This window comes from Methanothrix soehngenii GP6, from assembly GCF_000204415.1.
GTDB classification, from domain to species: domain Archaea; phylum Halobacteriota; class Methanosarcinia; order Methanotrichales; family Methanotrichaceae; genus Methanothrix; species Methanothrix soehngenii.
The window spans coordinates 563,824-580,950 of sequence record NC_015416.1 but is presented as its reverse complement, the minus strand read 5'-3'; the positions used below and the strand labels follow the sequence as shown (position 1 = coordinate 580,950).

The window sequence follows — 17,127 nt, the reverse complement described above, 5'->3', positions numbered from 1 at the left end:
TCCATGAGATGTGCTCTTTCCCACATCACATTATTTTGAATTAAAGCAAGTCAAATTGATTTAATAATCTTTCGGTTAGTCGTCTGCAAAAAGTGGAACAAAGATCGATCACATAAGCTCATCAGAGCTGATCGTGCCGCTTTTCCGGTCCTCTTTCGCAATGGCCAGCCATGCGTCTTCGGTTAGCAGATCATTCCTAGCACAATCGTTATAAATGCACATTAATTTATCTTCTGGAATAGTTCATCTAATAAGATTTATATGGAATATGTGATACTATATTCAATCCAAGGGATTAGCATGCGAAAAGGAGTATCACAAATTGAGAAAGATATAGTCGAGCAAGAACTAACCAGGATGTTTGAATCCAAGTGGATTCGAGATAAAGCAAGAGAGAGCGGATTGATCGAAAGAGAAAGAAAGATTGATCCAGTGATAATGTTTTGGACTCTCGCTATCGGCTATGGCTCACAGTTGTATCGAACTATAGTGGAGTTGAAACGCGTTTACGAAGTCAGAGGGAAAGTATCAATTTCAGACAGCAGTTGGCATGATCGTTTCACTCCAGAACTGGTAAAATTTCTCAGAGAATGTGTGATTCACGGCATAGAGCACATTTCTGAAGAACCCAGTAGGATTTTGGGTGACCGTCTAGCTAGCTTTCGGGATGTAATGATTCAAGATAGCACTATTATTCGGCTTCATAAAAGCCTTGCTGATAAGTGGCCAGCCACTCGTTCCCGAAAAGTGGCTGCAGGAGTAAAAGTGGCATTTTTAACAAGTGCCATAGCCAATAGTCCAAAAAGCATTTCGATACTGCCTGAGAATACCAACGATGTAAAGACCTTAAAAATAGGTCCCTGGGTAAAAGATATAATATTATTAATAGATCTAGGATTTTACAAATATCAACTGTTCAGCAGGATAGTTGAAAACGGCGGATCCTTTGTCTCTCGCCTCAAGAGCAATGCAAATCCCTTAATAGTAGGAACAAATCAGGTACGCAATACCCGTGGCGTTGATCTAAACGGGAAACATTTGAAAGATATTAAACTAGAAAAATCCGATGATATTTTTGATGTAAATGTGGAAGTATCATTTGACCGAAGATCCTATCGCGGCGAGAGCAAAAAAGATAATAAGATATTTAGATTAGTCGCCATTTATAATACCGAAGCAGAAGAACATCACTTTTATCTAACTAATATTTCATCAGATATATTAAATGCTTCAGAGGTTGCAGCGGTTTATTCTGGGAGATGGGAAGTCGAACTCATCTTCAAAGAATTGAAGAGCAGATATGCGCTAGATCAGATAACAACAAAGAGCCCATACGCGATTGAGGCCTTAATCTGGGTCTCAATTTTGACGCTTCTTGTCAGCAGAAAATTGTATTCGATAGTGCGAAAACTAAATCCCGGTGCCAAAATGGTTCGCTTTACTCAATTGAGATGGAGTAACATCTTTGTCCAAAATTCCTCGCATCTATTGTCTGCGATATTGGATTACCTTGGAATAGAGCATGATTTCTCTACAGTCTTAAATGTGTGTTCAAGTGAGGCACTTGATCCGCATGTCAATAGAGAACGATTCAGGGAGGGATTGTGGTCTTAACCGAAGACGCATGAATGGCCAGCTCATCATCGGAGATTATATGGTCCCCATTGCGATCTCCAGGAACCGTATGATTTTGTAATAGCTCACTGAGCCCACACATTTTCAAGATCAATACCCAAGAATTTTTTCACATATTCGCGGTTATACTCTTCAGGATCAATATCCTGGAACAACTCCGGATGACACCATTTGGCCCAGTATAGAAGACCTATGGAGAACCGCAGTCCCTTAAACAAACACCACCCAATGACGTGCACTCTTCCATCCTTTACGGCCGTCGTCATGTTCAAAACGGGGTCGTTTGAGTAAGACTCCTTCACTTCAATGAGGGGTTCAGGAGTTGGTTTTATTTTTGAGCTCGTAATCCAATGAACGATCACCTGAGGATCTTGATCCAAAACCCATTCAGGATCCACTGTAACTGATGATTCTCCAGGAAGCTCTGAGCCAATGCTTTTCGCTCCAACTGCGCTCAAATACGGTTCTATGCCGCCATCTTTGCCAAATGTTGTCCCGCCCCCAGTAAGATACAGAGAAGTCCTTTGATCGGAACTTATGCTGCGGGTCCTTTCTGCAATCAAATCCATTATGGAATTGTGAAAGGCAAGAAACTCTTTTGCATTATCTTCCTTGCCGAGAATCCTGCCCATAAGCTCAACATCTTTCTCAAAAGTTTGAATTCTGTTGCACTCGCAGACGACAAAGGGGATTCCCATGCCTTTCAGCTCATCTGCCACTCCATTCTCAAGTGAGGATTTATACCCCAAGACCACATCAGGGTTTAAATCTGCAATCTTCTCAAAGTCTGGCTCCTGGCTGCCCCCGGCATTTGCTGCTTTCCCGAACATCTCCCCAATTTCTGCGTAACCGGGTGCGCTTTTTTCTACTCCAACAACCTTATCCCGGGCATCCAATACGACCGCCAGTTCGCAATTGTCGGCTGTGAGCAAGACGACTTTGTTAGCTGGATACGGAATCTCTACTTCTCTCCCTGCCGAATCGATAATAGTAATATTCTCAGACGCGGCCTGTGCAGCACAGCTTGCGCATAAAACAGTTGCTGCAGCCATAAGCAAAATCAAGGTGATCGATATGCTTAGAGCTTCCCTCAATAGATGTCTTCTGAGTCTCATGACCATCACCTTAAATCAATCAAATTTGAGTTAAAACTAATAAAATTGATTAATAAACCTTTTGGTAAATGTCAGTCCATTATCAGCAAAACCAACAGGAAAAAAATCCGCACAAGGATTCCGTGATGGGGTTCGACGGCAAATCCAGATAAAATATTAGCTTGAGATTCATGACAATGTATTATAATGAACTATCAGGAAGATATTTATCCTAGCAGCAAGCATTCTGGCCTGAGGATTGGGCATGCTTGCCAAAAGAGTCGGTTATCACCGGCATTTGTTAGCGCTTTGTGCCATTGCATTGACAGCATTTTTTTTTATCATTTTGGCGAATTCTGTCCAGGCATCCGATTCAGTTAACGGCTCTTTGAACCAGACGCTAATGACCAAGGAGGATGCCGCACAGATGATGATTGCCACAGTTGCTGTGGATATCAACGATAGTAGTTTTCGCATGCATCAGTACCCAGCCTTGATTGATGCTGGATCGAAGGTAAGACAAGCGGTCACTGATGAGAGCAAGGCGCCTGAATATTTGGCCTGTGAACGCCAAAGCTGGCTGTTCTTCATTGATCTTTCCCCTGGTGCTCATTTTGCCCATCCGGCGATAATTGCGCTGCTGGATGCTGTCAGTGGAGAGATCAAGAGCATGGATGCAGAATGGTGGCCGGTCTTTGAGGTGCCGGTCTTTGACAGCACTGCCAAAAGGCAAGACCCTAGCATGATAGTGTTTGAAAGATAACCTATTGTATTGTTATATTACCGCAGGAGGATGTCTTAGGTGGAAAAATCGTCAGTTATAAGGTTAGCTGCCGCTCTATTGGTGGGAGCGCTGCTATTAGTACCGTTGTTTTCGGGAATCGGGGCAATGGCGGCCGAAAATTTACGGATCAGTCCTGTAATGCAAAAGCCCGAAATGATCTCAATGGCAAATAAAAGCTCAGAGCTTCTCTCTCTGGCCGAGCCCGCTGCAACAGATACTGAGGTTCCAGCATTCGGGGGCTCGCAGGCGCTATTAAATAAGGCAGATGCCGCCAATCTAGTACAGAATTCCATTGTCAATCCTCTATGGGCTAACGCCGACCAGGAAGATGGATTGAAGGTACTTCAGTACAGCGAGATTCTGCCTCAGGGTACTCTGATAGAGCCGGCTTTTGAGACTTTTGGCCGGCCTTCGGCTGCAATCGTCAGCCAGAACCCAAGCTGGCTTTTTATGATCGACGAGATGCCAGGAGCGCATTTTGCCCATCCCGTTAAGCTGGTGGTGGTGGATGCGGTTACAAGAGATCAGCAGGTCATAGAGACGGAATGGTGGCCAAAGGTTGATTCTCGCCAGGTCTTCGACAAGGAGTCCATCAGGGCTGATCCAGCGCTCATCACATTTTATAAGAAACCGTCGCGCCTAACAGATGCAATCTCCGACATAAGGATGATTGATTCAGGTCTCTTGGCAGTTGCCTCGCAGTGTGACGCCTGGGCGGTAATCGTGTGCGGATTCAATGATCTTCCAGATACCTTTGACGAAGATACCGAGGGCATATACAGCATTCTCAAGAGCCTGGGGATCGACGACAGCCACATCTACTTCCTGAGCCCCCATACAGGCCATACGGGCGTGGATGCGCTAAATACGATTGAGAACGTGCAATGGGCAATAAACGAGGTTGCCGCCAAGTCTGGCGTCAACGATAAGGTGCTGTTCTTCTACAGCTCTCATGGCGGAGTTGACGGCCTGGTTTGCTCCACCGGCACTTCTGGCGGAACGATATATGCAGGCGATCTGGACAACTGGCTGGACAGGATCACCTGCAAAGAGATGGCGATTATCGTGGAGGCATGCCATAGCGGCAGCCTGATCGGCAAATACAGCGATGGAACATTCGTGCCCGCGGAAAGCGACCTGACAGCAGATGGAGAGACCAACCGCGTGATATTCACATCGGCCTCGACAGATTCTTCATCCTATCCGGACATAGACGGACCCGATGATCCCAATCCATCCGACAGCGGCAGCGAATCGATCTACGGCTATATCATGGCCTTCAGCGAGCCCTCTGCGGATGAGGACGGCGATGGAAGGATCAGCTTTGGCGAAGCATACCAGTATGCCTGGGATAACGATGTCACGCGCCTAAGGGGGGACAACATGCCGCAGATGCTGGAGGCGGGGCTGAACAGGAACAATGTCTTCCATCAGTGCCTGTCGTCTCAGACGGGATCGAAATTCAAGAAGCCTTTGTATGAGGTTCCATTTGAGCGAATAATACCTGAAGTGATACCTCAGCCTGGTCCAGTAGAGAAAATCGTTTCGAGGAGCGGTGGGCTGTAAAAGATCGGGAAATATCGACGGCGTCCGAGTTTATTTGTGAAGGGGCGCCGATCGATTTTTTGAAAGGAAAAAGGAGGTAAAGGATCGCAATTCTCAGGATCTATCATACATATTGATCATCTCATTCATGGCTGCTACTGCAATAGGCGTTCCCCCGCGCGTGCCCACGATCGATATGGACGGCACGTCCAGACTCCTGAGACGTTCTTTGCTTGCTGCTGCGTTCACAAAGCCGACTGGCGTGCCGATGACCAGGGCCGGCTTGACAATCCCAGAGGCTATGAGGTCGCAGAGAGTCAGAAGTGCTGATGGCGCATTGCCTATCATCACGATGCCTCCAGATAACTCGCTTTGAAATGCCAGAACGCCTGCCGAAGTCCTGGTAATTCCATCTTTTTCGGCCAGATCATCGCCCTTTCCAATCATGGCTGTGATGGAGCATTGATGGCCTTTCTTGACCACTCCATCCTTTACCATATTGATATCCACAAATATCCTGGCCTTTTCATCAAGGGCCCTTAGCCCTGCACTTATGGGATCCTTCACGAACCTCATGATCTCGGCCACACTGGGGTCGCCAGTGGCTATTGCGCATCTCTGTCTGATTCTGTCCTCTGGCGTTCTGTCTCCCACTATCTCCGAGATGATCTTTCTGCTCCTTCTGCTTATATCCATTGCCTCAGGAGTAGTGGCTCCAATATCGGTATATTTCTCATCCATTACCAAGCACCTTCGACATCTTCTCTTCCATCCATCCTTCGATCTCAAGATACAAATTTTTCAGGGCAGCCAATACAATGGATCACAGCCTATGCATACAATAGGAATCCGTTGCCCTATCTCTTGATCTCGATTCCATTTCTCCCAGATTGCGTATCCGCTCCTAATTCAGAAACATCAAGTCTGAATGTCGAAGCCTATAAACTTAATTTGATTTAAGTCTTATTAACTTGATTTAATAAGCTTTCGCTGGGCGACAAGCAGAACAGACGCCATGGAGCAATGAAATTTAGGTATCGAGAAGGCGCAAATTCGATAGAAAATCCGATTTAATAGAAAGCTGCCTATCCTAATGAAAATTGAAGCTGTATCAGAGAGTCAGATCGATTTTCCCATGTGAGAAGCGCGGAGGATGATGAATCCACTCTCAAAATTGCCCTCGCAACGACAGGATGGCTTTAGCCCATATATTTAAGGTAGCAACATCTAATTTTTATAAAAGTACTCTAAATTAATCAGCATATGTTTATATACAAGTTAAATTGATCTAGAGCAAATTAATCTTAACAAGGAGGATAAGCATTTGCTCAAGAAAATCGTCTTGATAATGATATGCCTCAGCCTATTCATCATGGCGGGTAGTGCTGAGAGCATAACAGTTGTTGACTCCACCGGACGCTCTGTAAGCGTGAATGTGCCGGTGCAAAAGGTTGTATCGCTGGGGACAGGTGTTGCAGAGTACCTTTATGCTCTGGATGGAGAAAAGAGCCTGGTAGGAAGGGATTCTTATTCTCATTTCCCGCCGGGCTTAGAAGAGGTGCCTATTGCCGGGAAGAGCTCCTATTCGCCAGATCTGGAGCGGATAATATCGCTCCATCCGGACCTGGTGATCGCAGATACCATGCTGTCGGATGATGATTCAAAAGAGCTTGAGAATGCAGGAATCCCTGTGATGCTCGAGTCCCTTGTAGATCCGGCCAAAGATAATGAGGTTATGGAAAAGCTGGGAGCATTGATGGGGAAGGAAGAGCGCGCCCAGGAGATCACCGATTTTATCGCAGGCTATCAGGATATGATTCAAGAACGCATCGCAAGCGTAAAACCTGAGGACAGGCCCAAGGTCTTCTTTGAATGGGCTGGAAAGCCGTATTACACTGTTTCTAACGGCAACCCCTCAGATACATTGATCCGACTGGCAGGCGGAGACAACATTGCAAAAGATCTGGGAAACAGCACTCATTCATATCCCACCGTCAGCCCGGAGTGGGTGGTAGAGGTTGATCCGGATGTGATAATCCAGCAAAGGTCCAGCGACAAGGCATTCACAGGAAATGAGCTGAAGACGCTGAGAGACGAGATCATCGCCCGCCCTGAGCTTGCTGACGTGAAGGCCGTCAAGGATGGTAGGGTTTATCTGGTCTCCGGAGAGCTCAGATACGGCGTGCGCTCTGTTATCTGCCAGATTTACATGGCCAAGCTGTTCTATCCAGAGCTGTTTCAGGATGTGGATCCAGAGGAAGTCCACCAGGAGCTTGCAGAGAAGTTCTATGGTCTGAGCCAACTTGATGGCGTTTACACATATCCCACGGGCTCATCAATCTGATTTTTTTTTAATATTTTTATGATTAATTTCGCATGGTTCCAGGCGATTCAAAAGCTCCTTTTGGTGACTGCTCCCCGCCCTAAAGAGCAGGGCTTCCAGGGCTTCCTGTGCCGACAGATTGCAATCCCAATCTGAGAATATTTATCGCTGCGTTCCAATCCCGGTCCATCGACAGCCCGCACTGAGTGCAGTTATGGACTCTATCGGACAGCGACTTTTCAATGAGAGTACCACACCTGGAACACATCTTAGACGTATTCCTTGGATCTACCAGGACCACCACCGAACCGGCACTTGCAGCCTTGTAAGAGGTTAAAGTCACTAGCATGTTCCAAGCTACGTCTGAGATGCTTTTAGCCAGGCAATGATTATGAACCATGCCTTTGATGTTAAGATCTTCAAAAGATATTAGACCAAATCTATCTACCAAGTTATGACTAACCCGATGGGCAAACTCATATCGCTTGTTAGCTATCCGCTCATGGACTCGCTCAACAACCTTAAGAGCTTTCTTGCGATCTGGAGTTCCTTTAGGAGCCTTAGAGAGTTTCCTTTGGGCTCTAGCTAACTCGTGTTCTTCTTCTCGGAAGAATCGAGGATTAGCTATCGTCTCACCATTGGAAAAGGTGGCGAAGCTCTCAAGGCCGACATCAATACCTACTACAGCCCCATCTTTCCAGGGGGGAGAGGAACATCTTCAGTTTCGACGGAGAAGCATGCAAACCATTTGCCTGTGGCTGTCCTTCTGACGGTCAGCCGTTTGATCTTGCCTTCTATCTGGCGATGGAGCTTGATCTTGATATCGCCTATCTTGGGAAGACGTACCATGCCGTTAACAAGATTGCCGCCCTTCTCAGGTTGTGGATAAGTAAATGAATCGTACCAACCCTTCCCTCGGAATCTGGGATATCCGGGTTCTTCTCCCGCCTTAACCCTTCTGAAAAAGGCTTTAAAGGCTAGATCTACCCGCTCCTGAACATTCTGAAGGGTCTGAGCATATACGTCTCTCAGTTCGGGTTTATCCTCTTTCCAACCAGGAAGAAGAGCGTTCGTTTCATATTTGGAAACTGATTTGCCTTCATTCTCCCAGGCGTTCTTTCTGTATGCTAGAGTCTGGTTGTATGTCCATCGGCACAAGTCCAGCGTTCGCTCCATCTTGGTTATCTGAGACCTTGTGGGATAAAGCCTGAACTTGCAAGCCTTAAGCATGTACAGTTCTACGCTGTTATAGTATATTAAGGTTCATAGCGTAGGGCGGGGTACGATTCATCTCCGGCCTAAAGACCGGAGCCCTCTCTACCCCTGCGCCCCAGCACTGTAGAGCATTCCTGAGAACATTGTTTATCTATTCCAGTCAGGAGAACCAATCATGCTCGTAAGGCTGCTTCCGGCTATGGAACATCGGACCCGGTTGACGGGTAGGTTCAGGTCGTTCTTTCCCTTACGGAGGGAGCAGTCCACTGTGGGATTATCATTGAACAAACACGCAAAGGGCTAAGATTAAATGCTTCCAATCCAGGAGATAGTGATCATGCTGAAGAAAAAAATAGTCTACCGTCTGCTGCCGATGGCTATAGTATTGGCGCTTTTTTTCATTGTTATTGCCGAACCAGCAGCATCAGACCAGGAATCAGATGATGCAAAAGTCCTCCGTCAGTTTGGTGAGCAGATCGTGAAGAATAATCCCTCTCTCGCTTCAGCGAGCAATTTAGAGAAAGCTAAAGCGGGATTTGTCGAGTATCTGAAAAAGCTCAGCGCATCCAATGCAGGGGTCAGTAACGATGTATGGGGAAGGATAAGCGATAAATTATTTGCTGATGAGAGAACAGCCTTCACATGTTCGGTTCACACCTTCAATTTGCAGGATATTTTTGCGGGGATGGGTATCGATTCTCAGAGTATCGGTCAGATTGGAGGAGAAATGGATACGTATAATCCATTGAACGTTAACAGTGATCATGGTGCAGTCCTTATCCGCGATAATGATGGGAAGGAATATGTCTTCGATGCATGGGCTCATGCCACCATGCGTGACACCTTATCTCCCTTAGATGATCTGTATGGCGAGGGAGAAACAAGTCCCTTTAATGGAATGCCTAAGAATGAATGGACCGATCAGATGAAAGAAGAGGGATACACTACCTTCTTCGAGGATGGTTTTTTAGCCGATCCGATCCCGGCAATAGTTGAGGAATCAGATTCAAATGGCTGCACCGAGTTTAAAGTGCCACCCACGGCATGGGCAGGTGAGTCATGGTTCAATACAGGCATCAGCATACTCTCTGGGCAAAATATTTCCATTGTTGCCACTGGTACAGTACAGCCGAATAGTGGAAGCATATCCTGTGGACCGGATGGAACATATGAAGTCGACTATTGGCTGACTGATTACTCCTACCGTTCAGATTGGGGACATGAGTCGCTAATTGCAAGAATCGGCGCCGAAGGCTTGCCGATTTTCATTGGCAGCAATGCCACTTTCACTGCTCCCGAGGGGGGAGAGCTCTGGCTCGGCGTTAATGACAAAGATCCCGGGAATAATGCGGGTCAATATGTGGCCAAAGTGTGTTGGGGAGATGATCAATGAGATAGAATTCCAAAACTTTTTTTTACTTGTGGGATTGTGAAGGGCGGAGCGGGAAGTCCCCATCTTCATTATGATTATCGCTTTGGCATTCTCAACCATAGTAATGCTCTGAGCTTTGTGCCTGCCTGTCTTCACAATCACCTGCGGGCCATCTATCTTTCTGGCTTCGGCATAGATCTTCGAGGCATGAAGAGCATCGCCTATCTCATGACAGTCCAGCTCAAGATCACTTGCCGCCTCATCTGGACATGCTTCCCCTCTGCTCTTGTAGTAGCCCAAAATCTCTTTCTTAGCCATCTGAAAATCGACGTCCCTGCATTTGATGACCTTGATTTCAAACAGTCTGGGCCGATGGCGTCTCTGACAAGATCGGACTCGCCAAGGCACAACCCCGCCTCGATCAGCTCCCGGATCTGAGCTGCTTCAGCGGGGGCGATCTTAGCACCTATAGATGCCGATAAAGGTTGAAGCGTCCCTTTATTCGAAGCGCTCATATGTTTTACTATGGTAAACTATGGGTGTAGAGTCCCGAAATTATTTCGCCTATCATCTAAGCTTGGACGCATAGTCCAAGATATGAAATTGAACAAGACGAAGGTTCGTTATATCCTTCGTCAAAACCGCAAGGGGGTAGCCACAAAAGAGATTGCGCGGGACGTCAAGGTCTCACAAAGGAGAGTCCAACAGATCATTAAAGAATACAAGGAGACCGGGCAAGAACCTGTATTAGGCGAAAAAGTTGGTCGCCCCCGCAAACCCTTCACTGAGAAAGAGACAGAGGCCATCAGAGCAGCCCATGCTCGCTACCGCTTTGGAGCGCGCATGCTGGAGACTGTGATCCGGAAACAATTTAAGATCTGCATATCACATAATCGCATACACATGTACCTGAAGGCAGCAGGCCTGGCCCAGGAAGATCTAAAGAAACAGAAGCGCCGGAAGTGGGTTCGTTATGAACGAAAGCACAGCATGTCAGCGGGGCATATTGACTGGCATGAATGGGATGGGACTGATGTCAAGGTTTGCGTAATTCTGGATGATGCATCCAGGATGGTGCTGGCCGGAGGGGAGTTCACCGAGATCAATACAGAGAACAGCATGCTGATAATCGACCAATTAGTGGACAAATTCTGGTGGCTCTGTCCCTTGAGGGAGCTGATACTCGATCATGGCAGCGAGTTTGGAGCCCACAGAATCCATGACGACGGAAGCTGGAACAGCGAATTCAAAGATCACCTCAAAAAATATGGCATCAAGCCTATATTAGCCAGAGCGAAGCATCCTCAGACAAACGGAAAGCTGGAACGGTTTTTCGGAGAATACGTCAAGCACAGGCCTGCGTTTCATTCATTCGAAGAGTTTATCACTTGGTATAACGATAGACCTCATGGAAGCTTGAATTTCCAAAGCTTGGAGACTCCAGAAAGGGCTTTCAGGCGAAAAATGCCATTGGAAGCTTATTTCGCAATTGGCCATAGACTGTTTGGGTTGTGAAATTATATGAATAATTTAAACACTATAAAACTAGGTCGGACGCGAAATAATTTCAGGACTACACAATCAAGAAACTCGATTCTATCCATTAATATCTTCAGTGTAATATATCTAGGGCGGTATGTATCCGGAATTGAGTAGAAGTTCCCGTCAAATTTTACCAATGAATACCGCGAAATAGTTGCACGTTTCAGTTCGTAGTTTTCAAATTCAAGTGTTGGCAATGGATGCATCAAGGCTCGCTCTTGATCAAGTCCCTGGACCGGCACATTGGATCGACGATAGACAGGATGGCCATTTATCTCGACAAGGCGCATTTTTAGCCATTCCGTAGCCTCATTTATGGATGCAAACGAACTCATTTCGCCAAAGGTGGCACGCCGAACATAGCCTACACTTTCTTCGTCTGTCCCTTTCTCGTTAGGTGAAGCTGGATTGCAAACACAGGGCTGAAAACCGAAATGCATAGAAAATTCCAGAAATTTATCATTGAACTGCTGCTTTCGAGAATCGTATGCTGCAGCCATTCTGTCATAGAATATTGCATCGGGAACTGAGCCGATTTCGCGGAAGAATTCGATATGGGCCTGGATCACTTCCAGACGGGCTGATCTGTGGTAGAGGCGAGCAAATCGATAAAGTGAAAAGGGTAAAACAAAAACCGCAAGGTAGAATTTCTGCCATACTTCGGCGATGTTGAGCGTGACTTCGCCCCAGTCGAATTCAGCACGCTGACCAACACGCGGCTCCTGCAAGATAAACACCTCTCGGGGTCCATTAGTGCGTTTCTAGCGAACGACTTCGTCTTTGACGCTGGTATAACCTATTTTGTGACCATCCTGGATGAGAAGCTCCCAGATTCTTTTGGCCGTGAGTCGTTGTTTTTTGGGCGTCCTAAGTTTGACTCAAGATACTGGTGGATCTTCTGCCGGACAAGATCTGTGAGAACGCGAGAGGGCTGAACGATCTTTCGGTTTTTGGGAATGATCTCCTCCGCCAATCCTTCTTGCACATCTTTGACCTGATGAAGATACTTTTTCACAGTGTTCCGGGATATGTTCAGTTCGCTGGCTACTTTTTTGTAGGACTTATGGAGTTCGTACAGGTCTACGATTCTACGTACATCTGCCATCGTTTTCACCTTACCGCCCACCTCTCAGAATACTTGGAGAGGGAAGGCTTTCCTTCTTGGGGGGGTCAAAAACGAATTGGCGTTTCCTTAAATAGAGGGGTCAAAATTGAGTCGGCGAAAACACTCTTATGCCGCCCAGGTAGAATCAGGATACGGGGCCGCTGAGATTTTACAGAAAATTCGGCACACTTCTCCGTGTTGACCTAGATCCTTTAACCAATAGGCTCCTCATAGCTGAATCAATCAAAAGAGTAATTGAAGCCCAAAGTCCTTTTGACCAAATTGACTAGAAGAAGCCACTAGCTCTGAGGCCAAAGCCCTGGTAGTATAGTAGGGGCGGCAAGTAGTCCCGGCTGACGGCCAAAAAAGGGGCCTATCCGAGAATGAGGCCCCCTTGCAAAGGCCCGAAAAATGAAAACTGAAGATCTCGATTAGAGTTATTTTATATAGATTGGAGTCATTTTAAGTAAGCCTCTCTTTCTCTTCGTCCAATCTCTCATGAAGGTTTTTATATAATTTATCTACTGCTTCTGGATCAACCCAGTCACATCCCCAATCAAAATTCTTTCGCTTTAATGATACAGGATATTTGCTCATCCATATGACGCACTTTGAGAGTGCATCCAAAATATTCTCATAATCGGTAAATCCATAAATATTGTTACTATTTAATAACCAAATTGTATTATGTGTACCCATGCGCTCTTTAATTAATTCAGTGTTGTTCCTTAAATATTCTGGGTGTCTGATCATTATAATACCTTTAACTAGATTTTCGATAGACAAACCCATTAATAAATAATAAGTATATATTAAATGTACGTCACGTTCAAACCATTCCTCTTCGGGCACATCCATTCTTCCGCCCTCTTGAGAACTTAATTCTTTGATTGCGGGTTTATATCTCTCCAATATAACATCTGCTGCATATTTTAAGTATTTGGCATATCCTTCCCAACCCATAGGACCCATACCTTTGGCTCTTTCTATAAAATCATCGTCGATCATTTTTTCAAGTTCTTCAGGAGTCAGAGGCCATTCTGTCATGTTATCAATTAAGGGCTTTAGTAGAAGAATAAACCTGTTGAGGTGGCCCTACGATCTACATTGAGCTATAGCCATAAATAGAGGACATGGTTCTCCCCTTACCCTGGAAAAGTGTTTATCTGAAAAAGATTACAACAGGCTTGGAGACAAATCTAGGAGAAATCCAAGAAGCGATATCAAGAAAGAGAAATTAGTGCGGGGGACGGGATTCGAACCCGCGAACGCCTGCGCGACAGGGCCCTCAACCCTGCTCCTTTGACCCGGCTTGGAAACCCCCGCTCACAAATATGGGTAACAGATCGGCTCGCTTAGCCGATCCCAGCTCTAAGATAGCTCTGCCAGCTTTGAATCGAGGTCAAGAGCTCTCATCTTGATCTCATCCACTGCTCTTGCCACCAGATCCTTGGCGGCAACAGATCCGCTGCCCTCGATGGAAACCACAAAGGAATCATGGATGGGCTTAAGATCAATGGCTGCGGCCTCACAGGCACCAACGCAGAGCTTGCACAAGGAGCATTCCAGTATATTTGTAGCTTTCGCTCTGCCCTCCTCTATCACCAGGATATCACGAGGACAGGCCTCAACGCACTTTCCGCACCCATCGCATGCCTCGCTCACAGTGATGCTGGGCAGATTCTTGTAGCCGCACAGAGTTCCTGCCTGCCACTTGGAGTGCTCTTTGCCCACTCTCTTGGTGGCATAGCCCTCCATCACCAGCTTCTCTCCCTCACCCAAAATCACCAGTGGGATCTTATCGAAGGCCGGACGGACTCCGGGATCGGTGAACTGAATGTCCTCAGAGTAAACCATCCCAGGCCCCTCCTTGGAGAGCATGAAATCCACCCGGCATCCGGGACATCCCGTCCCGCCGCACTGGCAATCCTCAGGCTGGGAGAAGAGGTCCAGCTCGTCTGCCACCAGCGGGACTTCCCCTATCCTCAATCCTATCTGCTCGTCAAATAGAACCGAGGTATTGTCATAGAGGTTGATCTCATCTATGGCCAGTATCGGAACCTCGCTCATGCAGGCCCGGCGAATGCCATTGGCGAAAGCGGCGCTAACGCCGCTGAGGAGGTACCGGATGCGGTCCTCCCTCAGCTCAAGCAACTCGAAATTCAAGCTTTACACCCTTCGACCCCTCTTTCCTCCTCTGGGCTTGGTCCCATCGTGAGGTATGGGGGTCGCATCTTCTATCCTGCCGATCCGGAGGCCCGCCCGCGCCAGAGCCCTGATGGCCGCCTGTGCGCCCGGTCCTGGAGACCTCTGCTGATTCCCGCCAGGAGCACGTACCTTGACGTGAACTCCTACGATTCCCTTGTCCTTCACAGCGTCAGCGACCTGCATGGCCATCTGCATGGCTGTGTAGGGAGAACTCTCGTCCCTGGCTGCCTTGACCACCATTCCGCCCGAGATCTTGGCCAGAGTCTCTGCTCCGGTCTGGTCGGTGATGGTGATGATCGTGTTGTTAAAGGACGAGAATATATGGGCAATGCCCCACTTTCCTTCTGCCATTTATCCTTCCACCCTGGGTGTTCTGGATGCTCTCTCCGGATGACCCTCGCTGGCCATGGGAGAGCCCATGTAATAGTCAATGCTCATCTCCTCGCCCCTGGGCACGAGATAACCAGGAACATCCACTCTCCTCCCGGAGACCTGTATATGGCCGTGGACGATGAACTGTCTGGCCTGCTTCAGGGAGTTGGCCAGCCCTTGCCGGTAGACCTGGGTCTGCAGCCTTCTCTCCAGAACGTCGTTGACCTTCATGGATAAGATGGAATCCAGATCACCCTCCTCTTTGAGCATTCCCAGCTTCTTGAGGCGGTTGAGGATGGCCTGTGCCTGGGGAGGCTCCTCACCCAAAGATACCGCTGCCAAGAGCTTTCTGCTGGCCTGCCTGTACTTCTTTAAAACGGCCTGAGCCTTCCACAGCTCTCTCTTGTTTCGCAGTCCATAAGCCTTGACTACCTCCACCTCTCCCGCGATCCTCTCCGCCTGCCAGGGAGTACGTGGCCTGGCATACATCTTTCGACTCTTGCCTGGATATCCCATCTCTTACCACCTTCTCCTTTCCTATTCCTTGGCAGCCGATCCCGCGGCTGGTGCTCCTTCCCTCTTTCTGCTGACGCCTACGATTGCGCCCGTGCGTCCGGTTGACCTGGTCTTCTGGCCCCTAACCCTCAGACCCCGTTCATGCCTGAGCCCTTTATAGCTCCTCATCTTCTTCATGAGATCGAGGTCTTCGCGGAGGGTCATATTCAGGTCCATGCCCATGATGTGAATATCTTTGCCGGTCTCGATATCGCCTCGCCGGTTGACCATCCAAACGGGCAGTATATTGATGGCGTCCTCTTCCACGACCTTCTTCAGCTTATCGATCTCTGCATCAGGAAGCAGTCCGAGGGTGGCATTGGGATCCACTCCCGCTCTCTCGGTGAAGATCTTGGCGCATCTGCGGCCCACGCCCTTGATGCCTGTCAGGGCCATGTGGACCTGTCTCTTTCCGGCCAGATCGGTATTCAAAATGCGAACTATATGCCTGAGCTCTTCATCAGAGCCCTTCTTAGGCTTCTCTTCTGCCTTCTTAGGCTTCTCTTTTCCTGCAGTTGGTTTTGCCAAGTTAGTCCTCCAGGGAACTTTATTCCTCTGGATCAGCCCCGGGTCACAGCCCGACGCCGCCCGCTCAACACGTTGTGGGGCGAATTAATCCAATGAGCCAAAGTGAAGTTATGCTTCTCGTATAAAAGACTTATGAGGATTTGGCCGTTTGGGATTCCAGCTCGATCTCGTTATCCTGGACCCACTCTCCGAGCGCCTCTTTCTCCCGAATGTCTTCGTAATCATACCAGGTCTGCAGAAGGCCTCTCTCATCCAGGAGCTCCTTGAACCGCCGGTAGGCTCCACGACGGCTAAAAATCCTCTGGACGAGATCCAGATCGTCTTGCAGATGCACCTCTGCAAATTCAATCACAAGCGTCTGTCCCAGGTCAAGGTCGTTTTTATGTGGGATCTCTATAAAATGATCGCAGTCAAACTCGTCCTCATCTTCCTCTTTTGGATCGTCCCATTCGGATCGATAGATTATCTCGCCATTATCCAGGCACAGAAACGCTCTATTCATCCCGTAATCGTCAGAGCTCACATAGAAGAAGGCGTGGTGAATCTCTTCAAATGTGGTCATGTTTATCTCTGATCCTTTGAATTTACATGCACCGTATCTTACCATTATACTACGATAAAAGCCTTGGGCTAATATTATGACGGTAGTGTCCCGATTGTGATGTAAAATAGTAGTAATAATCCTGGCGATGTATTGGATGCTGCTTTGGTAGTAGCAGCATTTTTGATCATTTGCAAGAATTATAATAGGCCCTGTATCCATACTTGAGTTGTCTCACGAAATCAAGGAGGACACAAGGCCATGCAACCATTAGAGCCAGTAATAAATTATCTTGTCGATGTCCCGAT

The 17,127-nt window shown here is 47.5% G+C and carries 17 protein-coding genes, 1 tRNA gene and 1 pseudogene; 7 read left to right on the top strand and 12 right to left on the bottom strand.

Translation table 11 applies throughout. From position 1 onward, the window contains the following. The first annotated feature begins 300 nt into the window (after positions 1–300). A complete protein-coding gene (locus MCON_RS02840; protein WP_083804753.1) occupies positions 301–1,614 on the top strand; it encodes an IS4 family transposase in 1,314 nt (437 codons plus the stop codon). A gap of 86 nt (positions 1,615–1,700) precedes the next feature. Here MCON_RS02840 and MCON_RS02835 read toward each other — a convergent pair whose 3' ends face one another. Next, the gene (locus MCON_RS02835) at positions 1,701–2,750 is read right to left on the bottom strand and encodes an ABC transporter substrate-binding protein (RefSeq protein WP_162144990.1); all 1,050 of its coding nucleotides are present in this window, start codon (positions 2,748–2,750) and stop codon (positions 1,701–1,703) included. Between the two features lie 238 nt (positions 2,751–2,988). Here MCON_RS02835 and MCON_RS02830 point away from each other — a divergent pair, with 238 nt between their 5' ends. Both MCON_RS02830 and MCON_RS02825 read left to right on the top strand, forming a co-directional pair. Beyond that, positions 2,989–3,492, top strand: coding sequence for a hypothetical protein (locus tag MCON_RS02830; RefSeq protein ID WP_162144989.1), 504 nt, complete (start codon positions 2,989–2,991; stop codon positions 3,490–3,492). A 183-nt stretch (positions 3,493–3,675) separates the two neighbouring features. Beyond that, entirely contained in the window at positions 3,676–5,079 is a 1,404-nt protein-coding gene (locus MCON_RS02825; protein ID WP_157863644.1) for a C13 family peptidase, read from the top strand. Positions 5,080–5,172: 93 nt separating this feature from the next. On the opposite strand, the gene MCON_RS02820 is transcribed toward MCON_RS02825, so the two are convergent. Next, complete coding sequence (locus tag MCON_RS02820; RefSeq protein WP_013718534.1) at positions 5,173–5,799, bottom strand: precorrin-8X methylmutase; 627 nt, start codon at positions 5,797–5,799, stop codon at positions 5,173–5,175. Between the two features lie 583 nt (positions 5,800–6,382). Here MCON_RS02820 and MCON_RS02815 point away from each other — a divergent pair. Beyond that, a complete protein-coding gene (locus tag MCON_RS02815; protein ID WP_013718533.1) occupies positions 6,383–7,402 on the top strand; it encodes an ABC transporter substrate-binding protein in 1,020 nt (339 codons plus the stop codon). Positions 7,403–7,481: 79 nt separating this feature from the next. On the opposite strand, the pseudogene MCON_RS02810 reads toward MCON_RS02815, so the two are convergent. Next, positions 7,482–8,611 (bottom strand): annotated as a pseudogene (locus MCON_RS02810) (RNA-guided endonuclease InsQ/TnpB family protein). A gap of 322 nt (positions 8,612–8,933) precedes the next feature. Here MCON_RS02810 and MCON_RS15955 point away from each other — a divergent pair. The 3 genes from MCON_RS15955 (at position 8,934) to MCON_RS02795 (ending at position 11,483) form a co-directional block, all read left to right on the top strand. Further along, entirely contained in the window at positions 8,934–9,989 is a 1,056-nt protein-coding gene (locus tag MCON_RS15955; protein WP_013718532.1) for a hypothetical protein, read from the top strand. A gap of 36 nt (positions 9,990–10,025) precedes the next feature. Next, the gene (locus tag MCON_RS15950; RefSeq protein WP_048131737.1) at positions 10,026–10,406 is read left to right on the top strand and encodes a hypothetical protein; all 381 of its coding nucleotides are present in this window, start codon (positions 10,026–10,028) and stop codon (positions 10,404–10,406) included. Positions 10,407–10,565: 159 nt separating this feature from the next. Then, positions 10,566–11,483: an IS481 family transposase gene (locus MCON_RS02795; protein ID WP_013718530.1), complete on the top strand. Its 918-nt coding sequence runs from the start codon at positions 10,566–10,568 to the stop codon at positions 11,481–11,483. 2 nt (positions 11,484–11,485) lie between these two features. On the opposite strand, the gene MCON_RS02790 is transcribed toward MCON_RS02795, so the two are convergent. The 9 genes from MCON_RS02790 to MCON_RS02750 all read right to left on the bottom strand — a co-directional run bounded on the left by MCON_RS02790 (position 11,486) and on the right by MCON_RS02750 (position 16,840). Beyond that, on the bottom strand, positions 11,486–12,238 hold the full coding sequence (locus MCON_RS02790; protein ID WP_013718529.1) for an IS21 family transposase: 753 nt from the start codon (positions 12,236–12,238) through the stop codon (positions 11,486–11,488). 68 nt (positions 12,239–12,306) lie between these two features. After that, positions 12,307–12,615, bottom strand: a complete 309-nt coding sequence (locus MCON_RS02785) for a sigma factor-like helix-turn-helix DNA-binding protein (protein WP_013718528.1) — start codon at positions 12,613–12,615, stop codon at positions 12,307–12,309. A 462-nt stretch (positions 12,616–13,077) separates the two neighbouring features. Next, on the bottom strand, positions 13,078–13,662 hold the full coding sequence (locus MCON_RS02780; protein WP_013718527.1) for a hypothetical protein: 585 nt from the start codon (positions 13,660–13,662) through the stop codon (positions 13,078–13,080). A gap of 194 nt (positions 13,663–13,856) precedes the next feature. Then, positions 13,857–13,941: transfer RNA gene (locus MCON_RS02775), tRNA-Leu, on the bottom strand. A gap of 45 nt (positions 13,942–13,986) precedes the next feature. Next, a complete protein-coding gene (locus tag MCON_RS02770; protein ID WP_013718526.1) occupies positions 13,987–14,781 on the bottom strand; it encodes a DNA-directed RNA polymerase subunit D in 795 nt (264 codons plus the stop codon). A gap of 3 nt (positions 14,782–14,784) precedes the next feature. Next, positions 14,785–15,174, bottom strand: a complete 390-nt coding sequence (locus MCON_RS02765) for a 30S ribosomal protein S11 (RefSeq protein ID WP_013718525.1) — start codon at positions 15,172–15,174, stop codon at positions 14,785–14,787. Then, on the bottom strand, positions 15,175–15,711 hold the full coding sequence (locus MCON_RS02760; protein WP_013718524.1) for a 30S ribosomal protein S4: 537 nt from the start codon (positions 15,709–15,711) through the stop codon (positions 15,175–15,177). It abuts the gene before it with no gap. Positions 15,712–15,732: 21 nt separating this feature from the next. Beyond that, positions 15,733–16,278, bottom strand: coding sequence for a 30S ribosomal protein S13 (locus tag MCON_RS02755; protein WP_013718523.1), 546 nt, complete (start codon positions 16,276–16,278; stop codon positions 15,733–15,735). A 130-nt stretch (positions 16,279–16,408) separates the two neighbouring features. Continuing rightward, positions 16,409–16,840: a UPF0158 family protein gene (locus tag MCON_RS02750; protein WP_013718522.1), complete on the bottom strand. Its 432-nt coding sequence runs from the start codon at positions 16,838–16,840 to the stop codon at positions 16,409–16,411. Positions 16,841–17,127 lie beyond the last annotated feature (287 nt).